The sequence below is a fragment of the Pseudomonas sp. Y5-11 genome, assembly GCF_022368695.1.
Taxonomy (GTDB): domain Bacteria; phylum Pseudomonadota; class Gammaproteobacteria; order Pseudomonadales; family Pseudomonadaceae; genus Aquipseudomonas; species Aquipseudomonas parakoreensis.
This window is the reverse complement of the sequence record NZ_CP058974.1, coordinates 4,021,446-4,041,237: the sequence shown is the minus strand read 5'-3', so window position 1 is coordinate 4,041,237 and position 19,792 is coordinate 4,021,446. Positions and strand designations below refer to the sequence as shown.

General features: G+C 59.3%; 16 protein-coding genes. 5 read left to right on the top strand and 11 right to left on the bottom strand.

Annotation, left to right across the window (positions count from 1 at the left end; genetic code table 11):
* Nucleotides 1-299: 299 nt before the first annotated feature.
* On the top strand, nt 300-1,190 hold the full coding sequence (locus HXW87_RS17745) for a tyrosine-type recombinase/integrase (RefSeq protein WP_239779167.1): 891 nt from the start codon (nt 300-302) through the stop codon (nt 1,188-1,190).
* Here HXW87_RS17745 and HXW87_RS17740 read toward each other — a convergent pair whose 3' ends face one another.
* The 6 genes from HXW87_RS17740 to HXW87_RS17715 form a co-directional block, all read right to left on the bottom strand.
* Entirely contained in the window at nt 1,191-2,249 is a 1,059-nt protein-coding gene (locus HXW87_RS17740; RefSeq protein ID WP_239777004.1) for an ABC transporter ATP-binding protein, read from the bottom strand.
* The gene (locus HXW87_RS17735) at nt 2,246-3,841 is read right to left on the bottom strand and encodes an iron ABC transporter permease (RefSeq protein ID WP_182401102.1); all 1,596 of its coding nucleotides are present in this window, start codon (nt 3,839-3,841) and stop codon (nt 2,246-2,248) included. Before HXW87_RS17735 ends, HXW87_RS17740 begins: the two co-directional genes overlap by 4 nt.
* 3 nt (nt 3,842-3,844) lie before the next feature.
* Nucleotides 3,845-4,858: an iron ABC transporter substrate-binding protein gene (locus HXW87_RS17730; protein WP_239777002.1), complete on the bottom strand. Its 1,014-nt coding sequence runs from the start codon at nt 4,856-4,858 to the stop codon at nt 3,845-3,847.
* 186 nt (nt 4,859-5,044) lie between these two features.
* Nucleotides 5,045-6,562 carry a glycosyltransferase family 39 protein gene (locus HXW87_RS17725; RefSeq protein WP_239777000.1) on the bottom strand — a complete coding sequence of 506 codons (1,518 nt, stop codon included), beginning with the start codon at nt 6,560-6,562 and terminating at the stop codon, nt 5,045-5,047.
* A complete protein-coding gene (gene arnT, locus HXW87_RS17720) occupies nt 6,559-8,280 on the bottom strand; it encodes a lipid IV(A) 4-amino-4-deoxy-L-arabinosyltransferase (protein WP_239776998.1) in 1,722 nt (573 codons plus the stop codon). Before arnT ends, HXW87_RS17725 begins: the two co-directional genes overlap by 4 nt.
* A gap of 295 nt (nt 8,281-8,575) precedes the next feature.
* Nucleotides 8,576-9,256: a histidine phosphatase family protein gene (locus HXW87_RS17715; RefSeq protein ID WP_239776997.1), complete on the bottom strand. Its 681-nt coding sequence runs from the start codon at nt 9,254-9,256 to the stop codon at nt 8,576-8,578.
* Between the two features lie 316 nt (nt 9,257-9,572).
* Between HXW87_RS17715 and HXW87_RS17710 the strand changes: the two genes are divergently transcribed.
* Nucleotides 9,573-10,880 carry a HAMP domain-containing sensor histidine kinase gene (locus HXW87_RS17710; RefSeq protein WP_239776995.1) on the top strand — a complete coding sequence of 436 codons (1,308 nt, stop codon included), beginning with the start codon at nt 9,573-9,575 and terminating at the stop codon, nt 10,878-10,880.
* Here the strand turns inward: HXW87_RS17710 and HXW87_RS17705 are convergent.
* The 5 genes from HXW87_RS17705 to HXW87_RS17685 all read right to left on the bottom strand — a co-directional run bounded on the left by HXW87_RS17705 (nt 10,841) and on the right by HXW87_RS17685 (nt 17,156).
* A complete protein-coding gene (locus tag HXW87_RS17705) occupies nt 10,841-11,389 on the bottom strand; it encodes a PqiC family protein (RefSeq protein WP_095669187.1) in 549 nt (182 codons plus the stop codon). The genes HXW87_RS17710 and HXW87_RS17705 overlap by 40 nt on opposite strands.
* Nucleotides 11,390-11,405: 16 nt before the next feature.
* The gene (locus tag HXW87_RS17700; RefSeq protein ID WP_239776993.1) at nt 11,406-13,061 is read right to left on the bottom strand and encodes an MlaD family protein; all 1,656 of its coding nucleotides are present in this window, start codon (nt 13,059-13,061) and stop codon (nt 11,406-11,408) included.
* Nucleotides 13,062-13,252: 191 nt separating this feature from the next.
* On the bottom strand, nt 13,253-14,554 hold the full coding sequence (locus HXW87_RS17695; protein WP_239776987.1) for an FAD-binding oxidoreductase: 1,302 nt from the start codon (nt 14,552-14,554) through the stop codon (nt 13,253-13,255).
* Complete coding sequence (locus HXW87_RS17690) at nt 14,551-15,639, bottom strand: polyamine ABC transporter substrate-binding protein (protein WP_041063835.1); 1,089 nt, start codon at nt 15,637-15,639, stop codon at nt 14,551-14,553. Before HXW87_RS17690 ends, HXW87_RS17695 begins: the two co-directional genes overlap by 4 nt.
* 158 nt (nt 15,640-15,797) lie before the next feature.
* The gene (locus HXW87_RS17685; protein WP_041063837.1) at nt 15,798-17,156 is read right to left on the bottom strand and encodes a glutamine synthetase family protein; all 1,359 of its coding nucleotides are present in this window, start codon (nt 17,154-17,156) and stop codon (nt 15,798-15,800) included.
* A gap of 161 nt (nt 17,157-17,317) precedes the next feature.
* Between HXW87_RS17685 and HXW87_RS17680 the strand changes: the two genes are divergently transcribed.
* From HXW87_RS17680 to HXW87_RS17670, 3 genes are all read left to right on the top strand, one after another.
* Nucleotides 17,318-18,214 (top strand): helix-turn-helix domain-containing protein, encoded by an 897-nt coding sequence (locus HXW87_RS17680; RefSeq protein WP_239776985.1) that lies wholly within the window; start codon nt 17,318-17,320, stop codon nt 18,212-18,214.
* Nucleotides 18,215-18,357: 143 nt separating this feature from the next.
* On the top strand, nt 18,358-18,873 hold the full coding sequence (locus tag HXW87_RS17675) for a cupin domain-containing protein (RefSeq protein WP_239776984.1): 516 nt from the start codon (nt 18,358-18,360) through the stop codon (nt 18,871-18,873).
* A gap of 402 nt (nt 18,874-19,275) precedes the next feature.
* Complete coding sequence (locus tag HXW87_RS17670; protein ID WP_024717488.1) at nt 19,276-19,746, top strand: MbcA/ParS/Xre antitoxin family protein; 471 nt, start codon at nt 19,276-19,278, stop codon at nt 19,744-19,746.
* Nucleotides 19,747-19,792: the final 46 nt, after the last annotated feature.

The following is a 19,792-nucleotide window of genomic DNA, read 5'->3' as shown; positions in this document are numbered from 1 at the left end:
TTTGCCCGGCAGGTTGGGGCATAGCCACTACCGAACCTATGGGAATTAAGGTTATGCCGGTTTTTGTGAAAGGAACATGAAAAACCGGTTGGCGAATCGTTTATCTGTCACTTATACAGCCGCTGTTCAGGCTTCTGCCGTCCATCGCAGTTTTTTGTCCGACAGTGCAGCTCAAGTACCTTCTTTACTTCAAGTACATTGCATTTGTTAGTTGTTGTAGTGCTGTACATTTTTTACTCAAGGTTTAACGTTTGATTGATTTAGTTGCTGCAACCCCCGACGCTCCAAAAACCAACCCGATGAGCCTGTACCTCGCGCGTTTGGCGCCCTCCAGCCAATTGACCATGCGTTACGTGCTGCAAGATGCCGCCGATCGCCTGGGCTTTGAAGACTTGAATGTCGAAGAGATTCCCTGGCATGCCTTGCAACCAGAAGATGTTGTTGCACTGGTCGCGGCATTACGCGCAGACAACTACGCACCGAACACTTCTTCGTTGTATGTGAATGCGGTGCGCGGCGTCATGAATGAGGCCTGGCGCATGAGCCTGATCAGCCAGGAACATCTTTTGAAGATGCGCTCGGTCAAGGGCATTGCCGGCACACGGTTGTCCCAGGGACGCAATCTCAAGCGCACGTTGATTCACGAATTGATGGAAGTCTGCGCTGCCGACCCGCGCCCGCAGGGCCTGCGCGATGCGGCGATCATTGCGTTGCTGTACGGCACGGGTATGCGCAAGTCGGAATCGGTGGACCTGGACCTGAATCAGGTCGACTTCACAGAGCGCAGCCTGTGCGTCACCGCCAAGGGCAACAAGCAGTTGATCAAGTACGCGCCGGCGTGGGCATTCAGCAAGCTTGATGCGTGGCTCGAGCTGCGCCGTTCGCAGCTCAAGGAAGGCGAGAGCGACGATGCCTTTCTGTTCAACCGCATTCGCCGTGGCAGCCACATCACCCGCGAGCGCATTACCAAGCATGCGATCTACTACATTGCCCGTCAGCGCGGCACGCAGGTCGGAGTGAAGATCATGCCCCACGACTTCCGTCGCTCGTTCATCACTCGGGTGATCGAGGAGCATGACCTGTCGATTGCGCAGAAACTGGCGCATCACAGCAACATCCAGACCACCGCCAACTACGATGTGCGCGATGACAACGAGCGGCGGCGGGCGGTGGATCGCTTCGATCTCTGATCAGTTCAGGCCAAACACATGCGCCGCACCGAGCACCGACAGCTGCACCGCGCTGCCGGCGGGCGGTGCGTGCATACCGGTGCTGCGCACCAGAATCGAACGGGCCGGATCCTGCGTCGCGGATGAACTCAGTTCAACCGTCAAAGTGCAGGTGTTGCCGGCAAAATCACGGTCGGTGACCCGCGCGTGGCAGCCATGACTGTCAGAGGCCACCTCGGCGATCAGCAGTTGTTCGGGGCGCAGCATGATTTGCGCGGCGCCACTGAAACCGTTGCTGTTCACCGCCACCTGACCCAGATCGCAATGCGCCCAACCCGCCTCGATCTGCGCGGGCAGGACCACCGCTTCGCCGAGAAAGTGCGCGGTCTGTTCATCCTGCGGATAGCGGTAGAGATCCATCGGATGCCCGGACTGCACCAGCCGGCCACTGCGCATCACGGCCAATTGATCGGCAAACGACAACGCCTCGCTCTGATCGTGAGTCACCAGAATGGTGGTGACGCCGGCGTCTTCGAGCAGGCGCGCGACCATTTTGCGCATGGCACTGCGCAAACCGGTGTCGAGGGCGGAGAACGGCTCATCCAGCAGCATCAGTCGTGGTTGTTGCGCCAGAGCGCGGGCCAGCGAGACCCGCTGTTGCTGGCCGCCCGACAGCTCATGTGGCCAACGGTGGGCCATGTTGGCGTCGAGGGCCACGCTGTCCATCAACTCAAGGATGCGCTGGGTGCGGGCCGCTCCGGTCAGGGCCAGACCGAAGCCGATGTTCGCCGCCACCGTCATGTGCGGGAACAACGCGCCGTCTTGCGGCACGTAACCGATCTGCCGTTGATAGGCCGGCACCGCGTGGCTGCGGTCCACCAGCGTCTGACCGTTGAGCGTAAGGCTGCCGCTGTCGGGGAATTCGAACCCGGCGATAATCCGCAACAGCGTGGTTTTGCCGGAACCGGAGGGGCCGACGATCACCGTGCGGCTGCCGGTCGGCACGTTGAGGCTGACGTCGTCGAGCGCCTTTTGCGCGCCGAAGGTTTTACTGAGGTTGTGCAGTTCGAGAGCGTTCATCGGCCAGCGGTACGCCTGGATTGGTGATAGAGAATGGCCGTCAGCGGCAGAGAAAGCAGGATCATCAAAAGCGCGTAAGGCGCTGCGGCGGCGTAATCGATTTCGCTGGTCATCGCCCAGAACCCGGTAGCGAGGGTGCGCGTGCCGTTGGGCGCAAGCAGCAGGGTCGCGGTCAGCTCATTGGTGATTGCCAGAAACACCAGCGCCGCACCTGCCGCCGCGCCGGGAGCCGCCAGGCGCACAGTGATCAGCCACAATGCGCGCAACGGCGAGCGGCCAAGGCTTTGTGCGATGTTTTCCAGCTCGACCGGGGCTTGCGCGAAACCGGCGCGCAGACTGACCAGCGCCCGCGGCAGGAACATCAGCAGATAGGCCAAGAGCACCGTGATGGTGGTCTGGTAGATCGGCCGGGCGAAATGAATGGTCACGGTGACCAGCGCCAAAGCAACGACAATGCCGGGCAGTGAACTGGTGATGTAGTTGCAGCCTTCCAGCAAGCGCTGCAGTTTGCCCGGAGAGCGGATCGACAGCCACGCAATGGGAATCGCCGCGACACTGGTCAACAATGCGCCGGCCACGCCATACGACAGGGTTTGCAGCAAGGCTGGCAACAGCTCGTCGCCTTGCCAGACCTGCGCACCACCGGCCACCAGCCAGCGGCCCAACGTGAGCAACGGCACACCCAGTGCCAACAGGCACGTCAGCGTTTGCAGCAGCAGCGCCAAGGTTGTCGCGCCGCGCCCCAGTTGCACGCTGCGCTGATCCCGGGCGCTGCCGGAACCGACCCGCGCATAACGCGCCTGGCCACGGGCAGCGGATTCCGCCGTGAGCATCGCCAGGCAGCACAGCGCCAGAACGCCTGCGAGCATGTTGGCGGCCGGGCCGTTGAAGGTCGATTTGAACTGATCGAAGATCGCCGTGGTGAACGTGTCGAAACGGATCATCGCGTACAAGCCGTACTCGGCCAGCAAATGCAGGCCGACCAACAAGGCTCCCCCGCAGATGGCCAGCCGCAGTTGCGGCAACACCACCCGGAAAAACACCGCCCACGGCTTCAGCCCGAGGGACTGAGCGACATCTTCAATCGCCGGATCGAGACGGCGCAAGGTCGCGGCAATCGGCAAATACAGAAACGGGAAATAGGCGATCACCGACACCAGCACGCCGGCCGGCAGACCGTGGATCGACGGAATCAGACTGACCCATGCATAACTGTGGACGAACGCCGGCACGGCCAGTGGCGCAACCGCCAGCAGGGACCACAGACGCCGGCCGGGCAGATTGCTGCGTTCGGTCAGCCAGGCCAGGGTTGTCCCGAGGACAATGCACAGCGGCAAGGTGATCAGCACCAGCAGCACGGTGTTGATCAGCAACTCGCCGACTCGCGGGCGAAACACCAGGGCTTCGAGGGTCGCCCAACCGGTGTACCACGCCACGCCGATCACGAAGGCAATCGGCAGCAGTGACAGCAACGACACCAGCACCGCCGAACTCACCACCCACGAACTGCCGCGCCCGGCCAGCGTGCGGGGCGGGTGGAGGAGGTTGGCGGGGGCCGTCACCACGGCCGGTGCAGGCAAGGTTTTGGGCATCACTTAGAGCAACCCGGCCTGGGTCATCAGCTCGACGGCTTTTTTGCTGTCGAGGGTCGACGCATCGACTTTCGGCGCATCGAGGGTTTTCAGCGGGGTCAGCTTCGGATTGGACGGCGCGTCTTTGCCCACGGCGTATTCGAAGGAGGTGCCGGTTTCGAGCACTTCTTGACCTTCCTTGCTGGTGATGTATTGGACGAACTTCTGCGCTTCATCCTGATGCTTGCTCGATGCCAGCACGCCAGCGCCGGAGGTGCTGACGAACGCGCCCGGATCCTGATGTTTGAAGTAGTACAACTGGGTGTTTTTGCTGTTCTCGCCGGTCTTGGATTGATCGACGAAGCTGTAATAGTGGTAGATCACGCCGCTGTCGATCTGCCCGGCGTTCACCGCTTTGAGCACCGCGCTGTTGCCGCGATAGATCGTGGCGTTGGTCTTCATGCCCTTGAGCCATTCCAGCGTGGCAGCTTCGCCTTTCTGTTGCAGCACAGCGGCGACGATCGCCTGGAAGTCGGCGCCAGCCGGGGAGGCGGCCCACCGGCCTTTCCAGGCGGGGGTGGCGAGGTCGAGCAGGGATTTGGGCAGGTCTTTTTCAGTCAGCTTGCTCGGATTGTAGACGAACACGGTGGAACGGGCAGCGATGCCGACCCAATTGCCGTGGGCCGGACGGTAGGCAGCGTCGACTTGCTCAAGGGTCGCGGGCGCCAGCGGCGCAAACAGTTTGGCGTTGTCCACCAGCACCATCGCCGGGGAGTTCTCGGTGAGGAATACGTCTGCCGGCGAGGCGGCGCCTTCCTGCACGAGCTGGTTGCCCATCTCGGTGTCATCGCCGTTGCGAATGGTCACCGGAATCCCGGTTTCCTCGGTGAAACCGGCCACCCAGGCCTTGGTCAGCGTTTCATGCTGCGCGTTGTAAACCACCAGACCTACCGAGTCGGCGGCAACTGCATGCCCGGTGCCGAGCAACGCGGTGGCCAGCAATGCGCGCTTGAAGATGGATGGAAGGCGTGGATTCATTCGGGCAGCTCCTGATTTCAGACGTTATGAGCAAACCCTCGCAGGAAACAATGCGAACGATTTGCAAGTGTCGAGTCGCGGCAATGTAGGGTGGCAAATGAGAAAAAAACGTCAAAGAAGCCGTTAATAGTTGTCATTGCCATTCAAATTTACCGCGACTCTCTACTTTTGTCTTAACGTCATCGCTCAGGAGTGGGGGATGTAGGCCACGCTCTGGTCTTCCCGCCCGTGAAAGACCTGCTCGCCACGGGTGGGCGTGGTGGTGATGACCTGATGGTCAGCCTTCAATGCATCGAGCGGCACGGCGTCGCCGGAACGGTATTGCGCCACGAAAATCGTGCGTTGCGGGTCCCACCGTTCCCCGCTGGTGCGTTCCAGCCAGGCGATCAGCGTTGCTGTGTCGCCATTGTGCGGAAAGTCCTGGATCGTTTCCGGCACGTAGTAGAACGGTGCACCACCGGTTTGCAGGTACATCGGCACTTTGTTGTCGACCTCGACCATGACCATGCGCCATTGATTCAACGGTGCCTGCTGACTGGCCTGCTCGCGAACCTGTTCGCCGAAGCGGATGACACCGCCGCCGCTGTTGGTCCACGGGTAAAGCACACCCAATATCGCGGCAAGCAACACGGTGGTGACAGCGAAACCGATCTTCAGCCCACGGCCTTCGCTGTGGCGAGCCGCCATGCGCCGGGTTACCCACCAGGCACCCAGCAGTTGCGCGAAGGGCACCAGCGGCAAGACGTAATAGCTGCGGCGACTGCCACTGGCGGTGAAGAACAGCATCAGCAGCGCGAGCCCTTGAATCAGCCAGCGGGTATCCGGTTCGATGTGCTTCCAGTTGCGCGCGGCCAACCACAAGGCGATCAACCAGCACGGTGCCCAGGGCAGGGTGTAAACCGGCAGGTAGATCAAGTAGGTGTAAATCGGCCCGAACTGATCAAACGGCTGGAAAAACCGCACAACGTTTTCACGCAGTACCAGCCCCAGGCCACTTTGTTCGTAGTTGGGCGCGCCGTAGAAGTGCGAGAGCACGAACGGCGTCATATAAAACGCCCCGGCGATCACTATCGCCGCGAACAGTCGCAGGTTCAGGTGACGTTTCCAGCGGTGCTCACTGAGCAGGTGCGGCAGCAGCACCAGCCCCGGCAGGATGAAACCGATCAGGCCCTTGAACAGCGAGGTCAGCGACAGCAAACCGAAGAACACCACATAGCGCCAGAACCGGGTGTCATCCGGGCCGCGCCAGTACCACCAGACCGCGGCAAGCACACCGCAGACGGTGAGGATGTCGGCAGTGGCGACTCGCGCCCAGAACACGAAGTAGAACGTGGTCGCCAGCATCCAGCCGGCAATCAGCCCGGTGCCTTTGCGAAACAATTGCTCGCCGATCAGGTACACCAGCCACACGCTGAACCACGCGGAAATCACCGATGACAGGCGCAACGACCAATGCCCCAGTCCACCCGTGAACCAGGCGGTGGCGGTGATCAGCCAGTACGACAGCAGCGGCTTGTCGTAATAGGGGCTGCCCTTGAGATAGGGGTCGAAATAGTCGCCGCTCTGCAACATCTGCAACGCGATGTTAGCCCAGCGGGTTTCCGCCCCCCACAGCTCACGACTCCCCAGACCGAGCAGTAACAGCAGGGCAGTCGCGGCAAGCAGAAGCAGCAACGCGCCCCGATCTTTTTTGTCTGCGGTCATGGTTTGCTCTGGGAAAAAATGAAGATTTCCAGGTTGCCGCGCCGGAAGTGCTGACCATCGATCGGCAGCAGCTCAAGTTGTTGTTCGTCGGAGGTGCTGTTGACGCGCATCAACACACCCACCGAGCCTTTTTTGCGCGCTTCGGTCATCCACTCGCCTACACCGGCGAGGCTGACCTTGCGTGACGCCATGGCCGGGTCATCGAGGCCGTACTTGAGCTCGCCAACGGTGTTGAACAGGTCGACTTGCGGGCGACGCAAGCGCCATGACAACGCAGAAGCCGCCCCCAGGTCGTTACTCAGCAACGAGCGGGTCTGGCTGAGTTCCTGCTGGTGTTCGGCAATGAACTGATCCGGCATCTTGCTGTTGACGATGGTCGCCGGCATGGCGGCAGGCAGCAGTGCGACGAGCAAGCCGATGCCCAGCGCCGGCATCGCCCACAGCGTCAGTGGGCGCACGGTTTGCAGCGCGCCGGCAATGAGCCAGCCGAGCAACACGATATAACCCAGCGACAGGCTGAACATTTCGGTGTGTTCGTAAATTTCACGGGTCGCTTGCAGGTAGATCAGTGCGACCAGCGCCGCAATGGCCAGCACCACGTTGACCACACCGTTGATGCGCAAGACGCGCCCGTTCTGGTCAGCTATCCAGTTCATTACCGTGTAGCCCATCAACAGGGCCAACGGCAGCAGGCACGGCATGATGTAGGTCGGCAGTTTGCCGCTGCTCGCGCTGAAAAATGCCAGCGGCAGCAGGAACCACAAGGCGAGGAAGGCGATTTTCGGATCGCGTTTTTCGCGCCAGGTGCGTAGCAGCGTCGAAGGCAACAGCAGGGCCCATGGCAAGGTAGAAGCAAACAGCAACGGCAGGTAGAACCACCATGGCCGTGCGTGCTGTGCGTCTTCGCCGGCGGCAAAACGCCGGATGTGTTCGTGCCAGAAGAAGAATCGCCAGAAATCCGGTTCACGGTAATGCACGGCCAGTGCCCATGGCACGCTGACCAGCGCGGCCACCGCCACGGCGACCAGACCATAACGCACCAGCTCGCCAAAGCGTCGCTGCCAGATCATGTAGGGCAGGGCAATCAGCACCGGCAGCATCAGGGCGAGGAAACCTTTGGTCATCAGGCCCATGCCACAAGCGAATCCCAGCAATGCCCAGCCGCCCAGACGCGCGCGCGGGGTATTGCTGTCGATGGCAAACCAGATCGCCACCAGGCTGAGGTTGACCCACAAGGTGAATTGCGGATCGAGGTTGGCATAGCCAGCCTGCCCTGCGATCAGGCCGAAGCTCATATAAAGGAGGGCACAAGCGGCACTGATTCGCGGGTTGTTCCACAGGCGACGGGCCAGCAGATAGGCCAGCCAGACGCTCACGCCCGTGCTGAGCGCCGAGGCGATGCGCACGCCAAACAGGTTTTCACCGAAAATGGCCTGGCCGATGGCAATCATCCAGTAGCCGGCAATCGGTTTTTCGAAATAGCGAATCCCCATGAAGTGCGGCGCCACCCAGTTGCCGCTCTGCAGCATTTCCTGGCTGATCTGCCCATAGCGGGTTTCATCGGGAATCCACAGGCCGTGGGTCATCAGCGGCAGCAGATAAAACACCACGAATGCCAGTACCAGCCCGGGTATCGCAAAGCGTTCGATCAGGGTGCTCTGGTGGAGGCGCGGCAAATTCAACGCTGCATGGTGCAACGGTTTGTTCTCAGACGTCATGACTGGACCTTGGTGCAGTACAAAGTGTGCGTTTCAGTGTTGCGCCTGGCGATTTCCGTTGCAGGCGCGGCACTGGGTTGAATGAATGCAGAGGCGAGCACGTCCGAAGGGCGTGTCCTGTATTCAGAGAACGGGTCTGCTTCCAGCGTTAAGTTCTCCTCGGAAAGACAAGCTTTAAAATGAAATATTTCCAGTTTTTCAAAGTGAAAAAAATTTCTTATTACAATTTCATAAGCGCCAATAGCTCTGTGCCAGAGCATTGCCCGAGTGTTTTTTACTTGATCAAGTCTGACGATTACTTGGGCAATCGTTGCCAGCCTTCTGGGTTCATGATGCCGATTACTTCAAGTTTGCCTTGCGCATCTATTCGAGCTAAAACCGTGCTGCCATATTCGGCGGCGACCGCGCGTGGGTAACCGGTTTGCCGTTCGAAATCGGCGACGCAGCCGCTGTGGGTCACCAGGATCATGTTCTGTCCTGCGGTCTTGTGCGCCACCACTTCATTGCGCATCGTCGGGCCACAGGTTTCCAGCCATTCCGCGGCCACTGCGTCGCGACCGAACATGTAGTGAGCCGTTTGTGCAGTGCGCGTCAGCGGGCTGGTGAACACCTGAGTCTGCTGCATTCCCAGTTGCGTAAAGGCCCGGCCCACGGTGGCTGCAGAGACACTGCCCAGCTGAGTGATACCGTCTGCCGGCCCCAGGCAAACATTGCTCGAGCGGTCACAACGCTCGGCATGACGGACCAGCGCGACGACCTCGCCAGCCTGCCAGGCTTTGACCCACTCCTGGGTGGCAGATGCGCTGACATAGCGCAGGTTGGCTGGTGAACGCTGCAGCCAGACAAAGCCACAAATCAGACTGATCACCAGCACGCCGACTGCGATGGCTGCCCAGGCACGCGGACGCGAGAGGTACGACCTCTTGGGTGCTGATTGTACTTGTGCTAATTCAACCACGACGTTGCCCCTTGTCATTCCCGAGTTCCATTCAGTTCACACGCAAAGTGCAACGTAAGCTCCAGGAGGTTAGTTACTTTACGGTGGTCTGCTTGAATGGCTGCTGAACACTACGTTCAGAGTCGTGGCGGTGCAGTGAAGAACATGTGAAAAATTTGCGAGAGCGGCGCAGGCATTAACGGAAAAGTCTATTTGATAAATAAACTCAAATACTCGTTTTGTTTATTAGGGCCACTTAACAACAGCGCCAGTCGAGGCGAAGCTGCGACTCTGGATAACGTCGTGGCGCAGCGGCTTGCAGTCCCCGACATCAGCACTGGAGTCAAGCAACCGGATGGACCTCAAGCAAAGCCTCGCCAATCGGATTGTGATTGTGTTCGCCTTGATGAGCGCGGTGGTGGCCGGTGTCTTCGCAATGGGCATTGTGGCTACCGTGCATGTCGTGGAGCACAAGTTGACCATGACCGCCCTCAGCGGTGGCTTGCGCCGGTTGTTGGCGATGGACGACATCAACCAGTGGCGCCACGAGCCGGAAAAGAGCGAACTGTTTTTTTTCGAGAACGGCCCCGGGCCCATGGCGCTGACACCGCAACTGGCGGAACTGCCCGTGGGGTTTCAAGAGATCACGTTCAACGGCGACGACTTCTATGCGATGGTCGAGGCGGTCGGCGGCCGCAAATATGTGCTGTTGCGCAATCAGGAAAGCTTCGAACAACGCGAGCACCTGCTGTTCGTGGTGGTGATAGTCGGGTTCATCCTCAGCGTCATGCTGGCGGTCGCGCTCGGCAGGCTGCTGGCGCGGCAAGTCATGGCGCCGGTGATCCGCCTGGCGGGGCAGGTGCGTCATCGTGACCAGTTGATCGCACTGGCACCGGCGCTGCATCCGGATTACGCCGATGACGAGGTTGGGGCGCTGGCGCTGTCTTTCGACCAGACACTCGGCCGGTTACGCGAAACCCTGAACCGGGAAAAGCTTTTCACCAGTGACGTGAGCCATGAATTGCGCACACCGCTGATGATTCTGGCCAGTTCCTGCGAGCTGTTGCTGGCCAACCCTTCGCTGGATTCGCGCTCCACCCAACAGGTCAAACGCATCGCCCGGGCCAGCGCAGAAATGCGCCAACTGGTTGAGACCTTCTTGATGCTGGCGCGCAAGCCGGAGGAGCTCGGCACCGAATCCACTTGCACACTCAAATCTATCGCCGACGCCCAGGTGGAAATCTGGGGGCGATTGATTGGCGAAAAGGGTCTGGAGTTTATCTACGAGCCGCAACTGGCGGGCAGTGCACGTTACGACCTGACGTTCCTGCAGTCGGTCATGGGCAATCTGCTGCGCAATGCCTGGCATTACACCGATCAGGGATTTGTCCGGTTGACCCTGCTCAACGACAGCTTTGTGGTCGAGGACAGCGGCATCGGTATTCCGGAAGAAAAACGTCACGCGATGTTCCAGCCGTTCGTGCGCGGTGACGAACAGCGCGGTGAAGGCCTTGGGCTGGGGTTGTCGCTGGTGCAGCGGATCTGCAGCCATCAACACTGGCAGGTTCAGTTGGTCACTCGCGAGCCCAATGGCTGCCGTTTCACGGTCACGCTGTCGGCGGCTCAGGAGGCTGACGGGCAGCGAGCGTTGCCCGCCGCCTGATTGATCAGGGCTGCCAGGCGTTTGACGTTGTTCTGTTGCGCGGCCACCAGTTCGTCGATGCTCGGGCCGGAGGGTGTTTGCAAGGTTGAATGGCAGGTCAGCAGAGCGTTGTCCGCCGCACCGCTCGGGCGCAGGCGCCATTTGACGTCGATCAGCCCGTATTGTCCGGGAATCGAGTCGAAACGCTGCACATCGATACGCACCGAAACATTGCCGCGACTGCCGGTATTGCTCAGTTGATCGCTCAAGGCACTGCGTAATTCATCCGCCAGACTCGCTCCCCACCATTGGGTTTCCAGAATCGCCAGGCCATTGTTGCCCTGACGGATGACGATTTGCGGGCGGTCGACTTGCGGCGGCACGCTGATCCCCTCAATGGGAATCTGCGCGCCGGCCCGGGACGCCGACAGCTCCACCGGCGTCAGGGTGTGAAAGTTGATCGGTTCGCTGCGGCAGGCGCCAAGGAGCATGAACGCAGCGAGCATGGTGATCTTCAGCGGTACAGCCATGGGATAGCTCCTGGGCTCAATTGCGTGGCGGTCCTTTCAGATCCAGCGGCGCTGCGTTGTCGGGACGACCGCGAATCAGCGATTCCGGATGGCGACCGAGATAGTCCGACAGCTCACGCAGCGAACGCGACATGCGCCCGAGTTCGTCGAGGGTCTCGGTGAGTTTCTCGCGCTGCGGTGAATCTTCGGCCAAGGTCGAACTGGCGGACTGCAAGGTCTTGCTGACGTCGGCCAGTGTGGTTTGCACGCCCGGCAAGGTTTTCGCATTGAACTGTTGCAGGCCTTTGCGCAGCTCGACGAGGTTGCTGTCGAGGTTGCCGGCAATCCGCTCGACCGGCAGTTTGTTGAGCTTGTCGACCACCGCTTCGAGTTTTTCCTGCAACTGTTCGAGGCTGCCGGGCACGGTGGGCAAGGCGACTGGTCGGGCCGTTGCGTCAAATGCAACTTTCTCGGCTTTCGGGAAGAAATCCAGCGCAATGTACAGCTGCCCGGTCAGCAGGTTGCCGCTGCGGGCCTGAGCGCGCAGACCGTTGTCGACGAAGGTGCCGAGCAGACGAATACCGGCCGCTTCGTCGTTGGGATCGTGCTTGAATTCGGTCAGCATCTTTTTGTAAGCCTGGCCGAGGCGCTGCGGGTAAATGACGATCCCGACGTTAAGCGGGAAGGTGCGTTTTTTCGCGTCGAAGTCGAGGTTGATTCCAACGACCCGGCCAATCTCCATGCCGAGAAACTCGACGGGCGCATCGACCTTGAGCCCGCGTAACGACTGCTCGAAACGCAACACCATGTATTGCGCCTTGCCGTTGGGCGGGGCGAGGGCGGTCTGCTGATCGGCGAACAGTTCGAAGTCCTTGTCGTCGGCGGCGGCAACGTCGTTGGGGCTGTAATCCGGCGCGCGGAAGGCAATGCCGCCGACCAGCATGGTGGACAGCGATTCGGTCTTCACCGCAAAACCGTTGGCGCCGACATTGATGTCGATGCCGCTGGCGTTCCAGAAGCGGGTATTTTCGGTAACGAACGCGTCGTTCGGTGCGTGAATGAACACCTCGATGTCCACGCCTTTGCCCTCGGGATTGAGGGTGTAGGTCACGACTTGGCCCACCGGAATCTTGCGGTAGTAAACCGGGGAACCGATATCCAGCGAGCCGAGATCCGAGGCATGCAGCATGAAGCGCTTGCCCGGTTCGCCGTAGGTGATCGGCGGCGGATTCTCCAGCCCCTTGAAATGCTTGGCGCGGTTGTTGGCCTGACCGATGTCGGCGCCGATATAGTCGCCGGAAAGCAAGGTATCGATGCCCGAAACGCCGCCGGCACCGATGCGTGGGCGCACAACCCAGAACTCCGAGTCTTCGCGGGTGAAGGTTTCGGCCTGTTTGGCCAGTTTGATTGTGGCGTCGACGCTCTTCTGATCGCCGCTCAATTCGACATCCGTCACCTGACCGATCACCACACTGCGGTATTTGACCTCGGTCTTGTTGGCAACCAGGCCGCTGCCAGTCTTGAAGTTGACGACGATGGTCGGGCCTTCCTGCAGCAGGTTGTGCACCACCAGCGATATGCCGACCAGCACCGCGACGACCGGGACGATCCACACCAGGGAGATGCTGAAACGCCGGGTCTTGATTGGCGCGTGGCCCGGTGCTCGTGGCTCATCGGCGGCTGACGACTTCATCCATGTCCTCCTCGGTTTTGTGGATGCTGAGCGTCAGGAACGCAAAAGCACTTCATCAATATAGAAGTGCTTGGCGATAGAGCAAATTCGCGGGTCGATGTGGTTTTGTGCAGGCGCTGCCGCAGGCTGCGATCTCTTGATTTTAAAGATCAAAAGATCGCAGTCTGCGGCAGCTCCTACAGGGGCGCGCGTTAGCCGAGGATTTCGCGCAAGCGATACCAGAACATACCCAATGCCAACAGCGGTGAACGCAAGGCCGGGCCGCCGGGGAAGGTCATGTGCGGCACGGCGCTGAACACGTCCATGCCCTGACTGTGGCCGGCGTGAATCGCCTCGCCCAGCAGCCTGGCGCACCAATGCGTGACATTCAGACCGTGACCGGAATAACCCTGAGCGTAGAACACGTTCGGCTGTTGCTTGAGCCGCCCGACCTGCGGAAAGCGGTTGGCGGTAATGCCAATCTTGCCGCCCCATTGATAGTCGATGCGCACGTCCGCCAGTTGCGGGAAGACTTTAAGCATCTTCGGGCGCATGTAGGCGGCAATGTCCGCCGGATCGCGACCGGAATAGTGACAGGCGCCGCCAAACAGCAGACGTCGGTCCGCCGAGAGCCGGTAATAGTCGAGGCCGACTTTCTGGTCGCACAACGCAAGGTTGTGCGGGATCAATTGCGCGGCACGTTCCTCGGACAGCGGCTCGGTGGCGATGATGTAACTGCCGGCGGGCAGGACCTTGCCGCTGAGTTGCTGCTCGAGTTCATCCAGATGCGCGTTGCAACCGAGCACCAGACTGCCAGCGCGGACGCTGCCGGTGGCGCAGCGCACTTCAACCGTTTCGCCGTGGATGATCTGCTGGACCGGGCTCTGCTCGAAAATGCGTACACCGAGGGACGCCGCCAGACGCGCTTCGCCCTGCACCAGATCCAGCGGGTGCAGATGGCCGGAGCCCATGTCGATCAGACCACCGGCGTAGCCGTCGGCGTTGACCACTTGCTGGCGGATTTGCTCGGGGCCGACCAGCTTGGTCTCATGGCGGTAGCCGAGTTCGTCGAGGCTGACCTGTTCGTCCTTGAACGCCGCGAACTGCGCCGGGGTGTTGGCCAGTTCGCAGAAGCCCCAACGCAGGTCACACTCGATGGCATGCTCGGTGATGCGCTGGCGCACCAGTTCCACGGAGTCGATACCGGCGCGTTGCAGATAACGCACGCCGTCGTTGCCGACGTAACGGGCAAAGCCTTCGACCTCGTGACCGATGCCACGAATCAACTGGCCGCCGTTGCGTCCGCTGGCGCCCCAGCCGATGCGCCGGGCTTCGATCAACACCACCGACAGCCCGCGCTGCGCCAGTTCAATCGCGGTATTGACGCCGGTGAAGCCGCCGCCGATCACGCAGACATCGGCGCTGAGGTCAGCGTCGAGTGTCGGCCAGGGCGTGCTGGCCCGGGCTGAAGCCGCGTAATAGGAGCGGGCGTGTTCTTGGCTGTACTGATTCATTTGTTCGACTTCACTTTGCTCCAGGACCGGGTCATCAGACGCATGATCGACTGGGGCGGGGTAGAGGAGATGTAGAGCTTGTCCAGCACTGCCTGGGACGGGTAGACCTCGGGATTGTTCACCAGCGCCTGGTCCATGTACTGCTTGGCGGCCGGGTTCGGGTTGGCGTAACCGACCGACGCGCTGACCTTGGCAATCACTTGCGGATCAAGCAGGTAATTGATGAAGGCGTGGGCCTCCTTGGTGTTGCTGGCGTCGGCCGGGATCGCCAGCAAGTCGAACCACAGGTTGGCGCCTTCTTTCGGAATCGCATAGGCGATGTTCACCCCGTTCTTGGCTTCCTTGGCGCGGTTGGCCGCCTGGAACACGTCGCCGGAGTAACCGAAGGCTACGCAGATGTCGCCATTGGCCAGATCGGAAACGTATTTCGAGGAGTGGAAATAGGTGATGTAGGGGCGGATGCTCAGCAGTTTGGCTTCGGCTTTTTTATAGTCTTCCGGGTTTTCGCTGCGTGGGTCCATGCCCATGTAGTTGAGGATCGCCGGGAACACTTCGTCCGCCGAGTCCATCATCGACACGCCACATTGGGTGAGCTTCTTCAGGTTCTCCGGCTCGAACAGCACGGCCCAGGAATCGATGTGATCGATGCCAAGCACTGCCTTGACCTTGTCGACGTTGTAGCCGATGCCGTTGGTGCCCCACAGGTACGGTACCGAGTGCTGGTTGCCCGGGTCGTTCTTTTCGAGCAATTCGAGCAATTTCGGGTCGAGATTTTTCCAGTTCGGTAGCTGCTCGCGATCCAGTTTGAGGAACGCACCGGCTTTTACCTGACGGGCGAGAAAGTGGTTGGACGGCACCACCACGTCGTAGCCGGTGCGACCGGCGAGGAGTTTGCCTTCCAGGGTTTCGTTGGAGTCGAACACGTCGTAGATCACCTTGATCCCGGTCTTGGCCTGGAAGTCGGCGAGGGTGGTTTCACCGATGTAGTCGGTCCAGTTGTAGACGCTGACCTGGGGCTGGGCCAGGGCTGCGGTGCTGCACAACAGCGCCAGTGCGGCGGGAACCATGGATTTCAATAGACGCATATCGACACCTCTTCGAATTTTTTGGATTTTTCAGGTGGTTCGCCAATCCCTGTGGGAGCGAGCCTGCTCGCGAAAGCAGTGGGTCAGGCAACATTGATGGTGACTGTGGTGACGCCTTCGCGAGCAGGCTCGCTCCCACAAGGGATATAGGACGTGGATCAGACGCTCAGCAGCAGGAACTCGCGCTCCCAGGAGCTGATCACGCGCTTGAAGTTTTCATGCTCGGCGCGTTTGACCGCGACGTAGCCGCGCACAAACTTGTTGCCAAGGTATCGGGCAACGGTGTCGCACTCTTCCATTTGCGTCAGCGCGTCTTCGATGGTGATCGGCAGGCGCAGGTTGCGGCGTTCGTAGGCGCGGCCTTCGACGGCGGCACTCGGCTCGATGCCTTCGACCATGCCGATGTAGCCACACAACAGGCTCGCGGCAATCGCCAGATACGGGTTGGCGTCGGCGCCCGGCAGGCGGTTTTCCACGCGCATGGCTTCCGGCCCGGAGGTCGGTACACGCAAACCGACGGTGCGGTTTTCTTCGCCCCACTCGACGTTGACCGGTGCCGAGGTGTCCGGCAGGAAGCGGCGGAACGAGTTGACGTTGGGCGCAAACATCGGCAGTACTTTAGGAATGTACTTTTGCAGGCCGCCGATGTGATGGCGGAACAAGTCGCTCATCTTGCCGTCGGCATCAGCGAAAATCGGCTTGCCCGTGGCGATTTCCACCACGCTCTGGTGCAGGTGCATGGCACTGCCAGGTTCGTCGCCAATCGGTTTGGCCATGAACGTCGCAGTGACGTTGTGCTTGAGCGCCGCCTCCCGCAGGGTGCGTTTGAACACGGTGATCTGATCGGCCAGATCCAGGGCGTCGCCGTGACGAAAGTTGATTTCCATCTGCGCCGGGCCGTCTTCGTGGATCAGCGTGTCCAGATCCAGACCTTGCAGCTCGCACCAGTCGTAGACGTCTTCGAACAATGGATCGAACTCGTTGGCGGCGTCGATGGAGAACGACTGCCGACCGCTTTCGGCACGGCCCGAACGCCCCAGTGGTGCCTTGAGTGGCAGGTCCGGATCTTCGCAGCGCTGGGTCAGGTAGAACTCCATTTCCGGTGCAACGATTGGCTTCCAGCCCTTGTCGGTGTAAAGCTGCAGGACTTTTTTCAGCACGTTGCGCGGCGACAGTTCGATCGGGTTGCCGAACTTGTCGAAGGTGTCGTGAATGACGATGGCGGTCGGCTCGATGGCCCATGGAATCACATACACGGCGTCGCTCACCGGTTTGCAGACCATGTCGATGTCGGCCGGGTCGAGCAGGTCGTAGTAGATGTCGTCGTCGACAAAATCCCCGGTTACCGTTTGCAGCAGCACACTTTCCGGCAGGCGCATGCCTCGCTCATGCAGGAACTTGTTGGTCGGTGCGATCTTGCCGCGGGCAATGCCGGTCAGGTCGCTGACCACACATTCAACTTCGGTAATCTTGTGATCTTTCAGCCATGTGAACAGCTGATCGAAAGGGGCATTCATAAAGACCTCGTTATTGGTTTTATAGACGCCGGGGAGGGCGGGTTTCATCTTCCGCCCCTTCCCCTGTGGCGCGTTGACGACTATCTTGGGCGTGCCTTGCCGTTCCATCTATCCACTTTAAGCAGCACCAAAGCGCACCAAAAGAGTGCGCAAGGTCTCCCATGACAACGTGTAATCCGCTTCAGGTTCAGGCGTTCAATACCGCTGATGTCACCGAACAAATCCGCGCCACACCGGGTTGGGTACAGCATTACCAGCAGATGTCGCCCGGGCATTTCGCCGGGCAGATTCGCTATCTGGATCTGGAAGGTGTGCAGGTCTACGAAGAACAGATGAACACCCGCGTCGAGCAGGCATTCAGCGCGCCATCGGGTGCCTTGGCGTTCTGTTTTGATCGCAGTGACAACGCGCTGTATTTGCTTAACGAAGACAGCCGCAACATCTGGATCACCCCGGAGAACTACCAGGAAATCGCCGTGGTGTTCGGCCCGCAATTCGTCCGTGAACACTGTCTGGATGTGGCGAAACTCGAGGGATTGTTCATGGCGCCGCTTAACTGCGGGCAGAACGCCTTGTTCAGTCGCTGGTTAAGCTCAACGCTCACGAAGTTGTCGCAAGCTGTTGATCCGTTTGATAAAAACTCATTGACGCAGCAGCTGCTCGAAGACTGTCTGTTCATTCTCGACAACGCTCACACCCGCCTTGATCGAGGCGGTTTGCAGCGTCGTACTGAAGAACGGACGATCATGAAGCGAGTAGGGGAATGGGCGGCAGATTCGCCAGAAGAGACTGTTAATCTGCTTGAGCTTTCGAAGGTGGCAGGGGTGCCGTTGCGTCAATTACAGCAGGCGTTCAAGGCCTACACCGGTATGACCCCGAGCCAGTGGCTGCGCCTGCGCCGGCTTAACAGTGCACACCGCGAATTACTCAATCGCCGGCCCACGGAAACCACCGTGGCCGAAGTGGCGATGAACTGGTCGTTTTGGCATCTGGGGCGGTTTTCCAACAGTTATCGGGCGCTGTTCAAAGAGCTGCCGAGCGAGACGCTGAAGCGCTAGCGAGTGTTCCTGACGTGGGTATGCGTTAGATCGTTGAAGTGGAAGCAATTGTCTTCGATATTCTTCGAAATACCGTTAACTCCACTAAATAGCCGTTTAGTAGAGCTATCAGCCTATCTGCCTTTCAATCAATGGAGCAGGCCATGAATCGAGGGAAAACAGACATTGTGGACGTGATTGCTGCACTGGATCTGCAGCCTCATGTTGAAGGCGGCTATTTTCGCAGGACTTTTCAAGCAGATCATCGCGCCATACTGCAAACCACCCGTGGCCCACGTTACCTGATGACTTCGATCTATTACTTGCTGACGGAAGATTCGCCGGTCGGCCAGTTTCATTTCAACCAATCGGACATCCTGCATTTCTACCATTTGGGCGATCCCATCGAGTACAGCATGATCGCAGGTGACGGTTCGCTTCAAACATTGGTAATGGGTAGCGATATTCTGGCGGGACAGCTTTTGCAAATGCACGTGCCTGGTGGCATCTGGAAAGCATCGCGACTGCTTGAGGGTGAACACGGGTTTGGTTTGATCAGTGAAACCGTGTCGCCGGGATTTGATTTCTCGGACATGGAGATGGGTGACAGACGCAGACTGACTGCGCAATTTCCACAGCATCGGATGTTGATAGAAAAGCTGACGCGGTCTGCTGATTGAGGCTCACAAATTTCAGGCCAAACCGAGGTTTTGGAAAATGCGGTTTCTGGTGAGCCTCTGGATTGAATGTGCGTGCAACCGGGCTGATTCGGAAACATCTTGTTACGTGTAATGTATATTATGTTAAACGAGGTATTACGTTACGTCCCTCCTGCACCAAGCCCACAGGCTGCAGACATCAAGTCAACTCGCGAATGCGGAAATTCGAGACTTTCCTTGCGAAACTCGCACGCACCCACGCCTAATTCGTAGAAATCTAGAACAGCCTCGCCCTAAAATTCTCAATTTTGAAATTTCCTCGCCCTAGGGGCTGCTTTCAGCCCTTATGTCTTGCACGTTGAATCCATCTAGAATTGACTAGACCTAGTCTTCATCCGTCACCCAACGTCACAAGTGAACCCTATGGATTCTCATGATGCGCAAATGCCTGCGTCAGGCCACCAGGTCCGAAAACCAACCGAGTATCTGACTCAAGCCAGAATCGATGAGCTAAGCCAGTTCAGCATTTTCTTGCTGGCGAAAGAAGGTTTCACGCTCCAAGACGTCCGTGCCATGGTCTCGACCTCCAAGCTCTATGCATCGTCGAAGGTCATCGAACGGATCGTTGGCAAGCCGAGGCATAAAAAAATCGGCAAGAATGATGATGGAGCCTTTCGCCTCAATGCTTTCCAAAGTGCTGTAGCTTTTCAGTTCGCCAGGGTTCTCGAGCACGCAACGACGGTTTTTGGCAGTCTGCAGCTTGCCGAAGAATGGCTTCAAAAACCCTGCAGGCACTTGGCAGATCTGATTCCTCTCACTCTGGTAGATAACCCAGTTGGATTTAGAGTAATCGAAGACTACTTGGGACGAGTCGAGTTTGGGATCTACCAGTAGGCCTTTCTATGCTTTTGTTGGTGCTAGAGAAGTGTTGTGGAAGCAT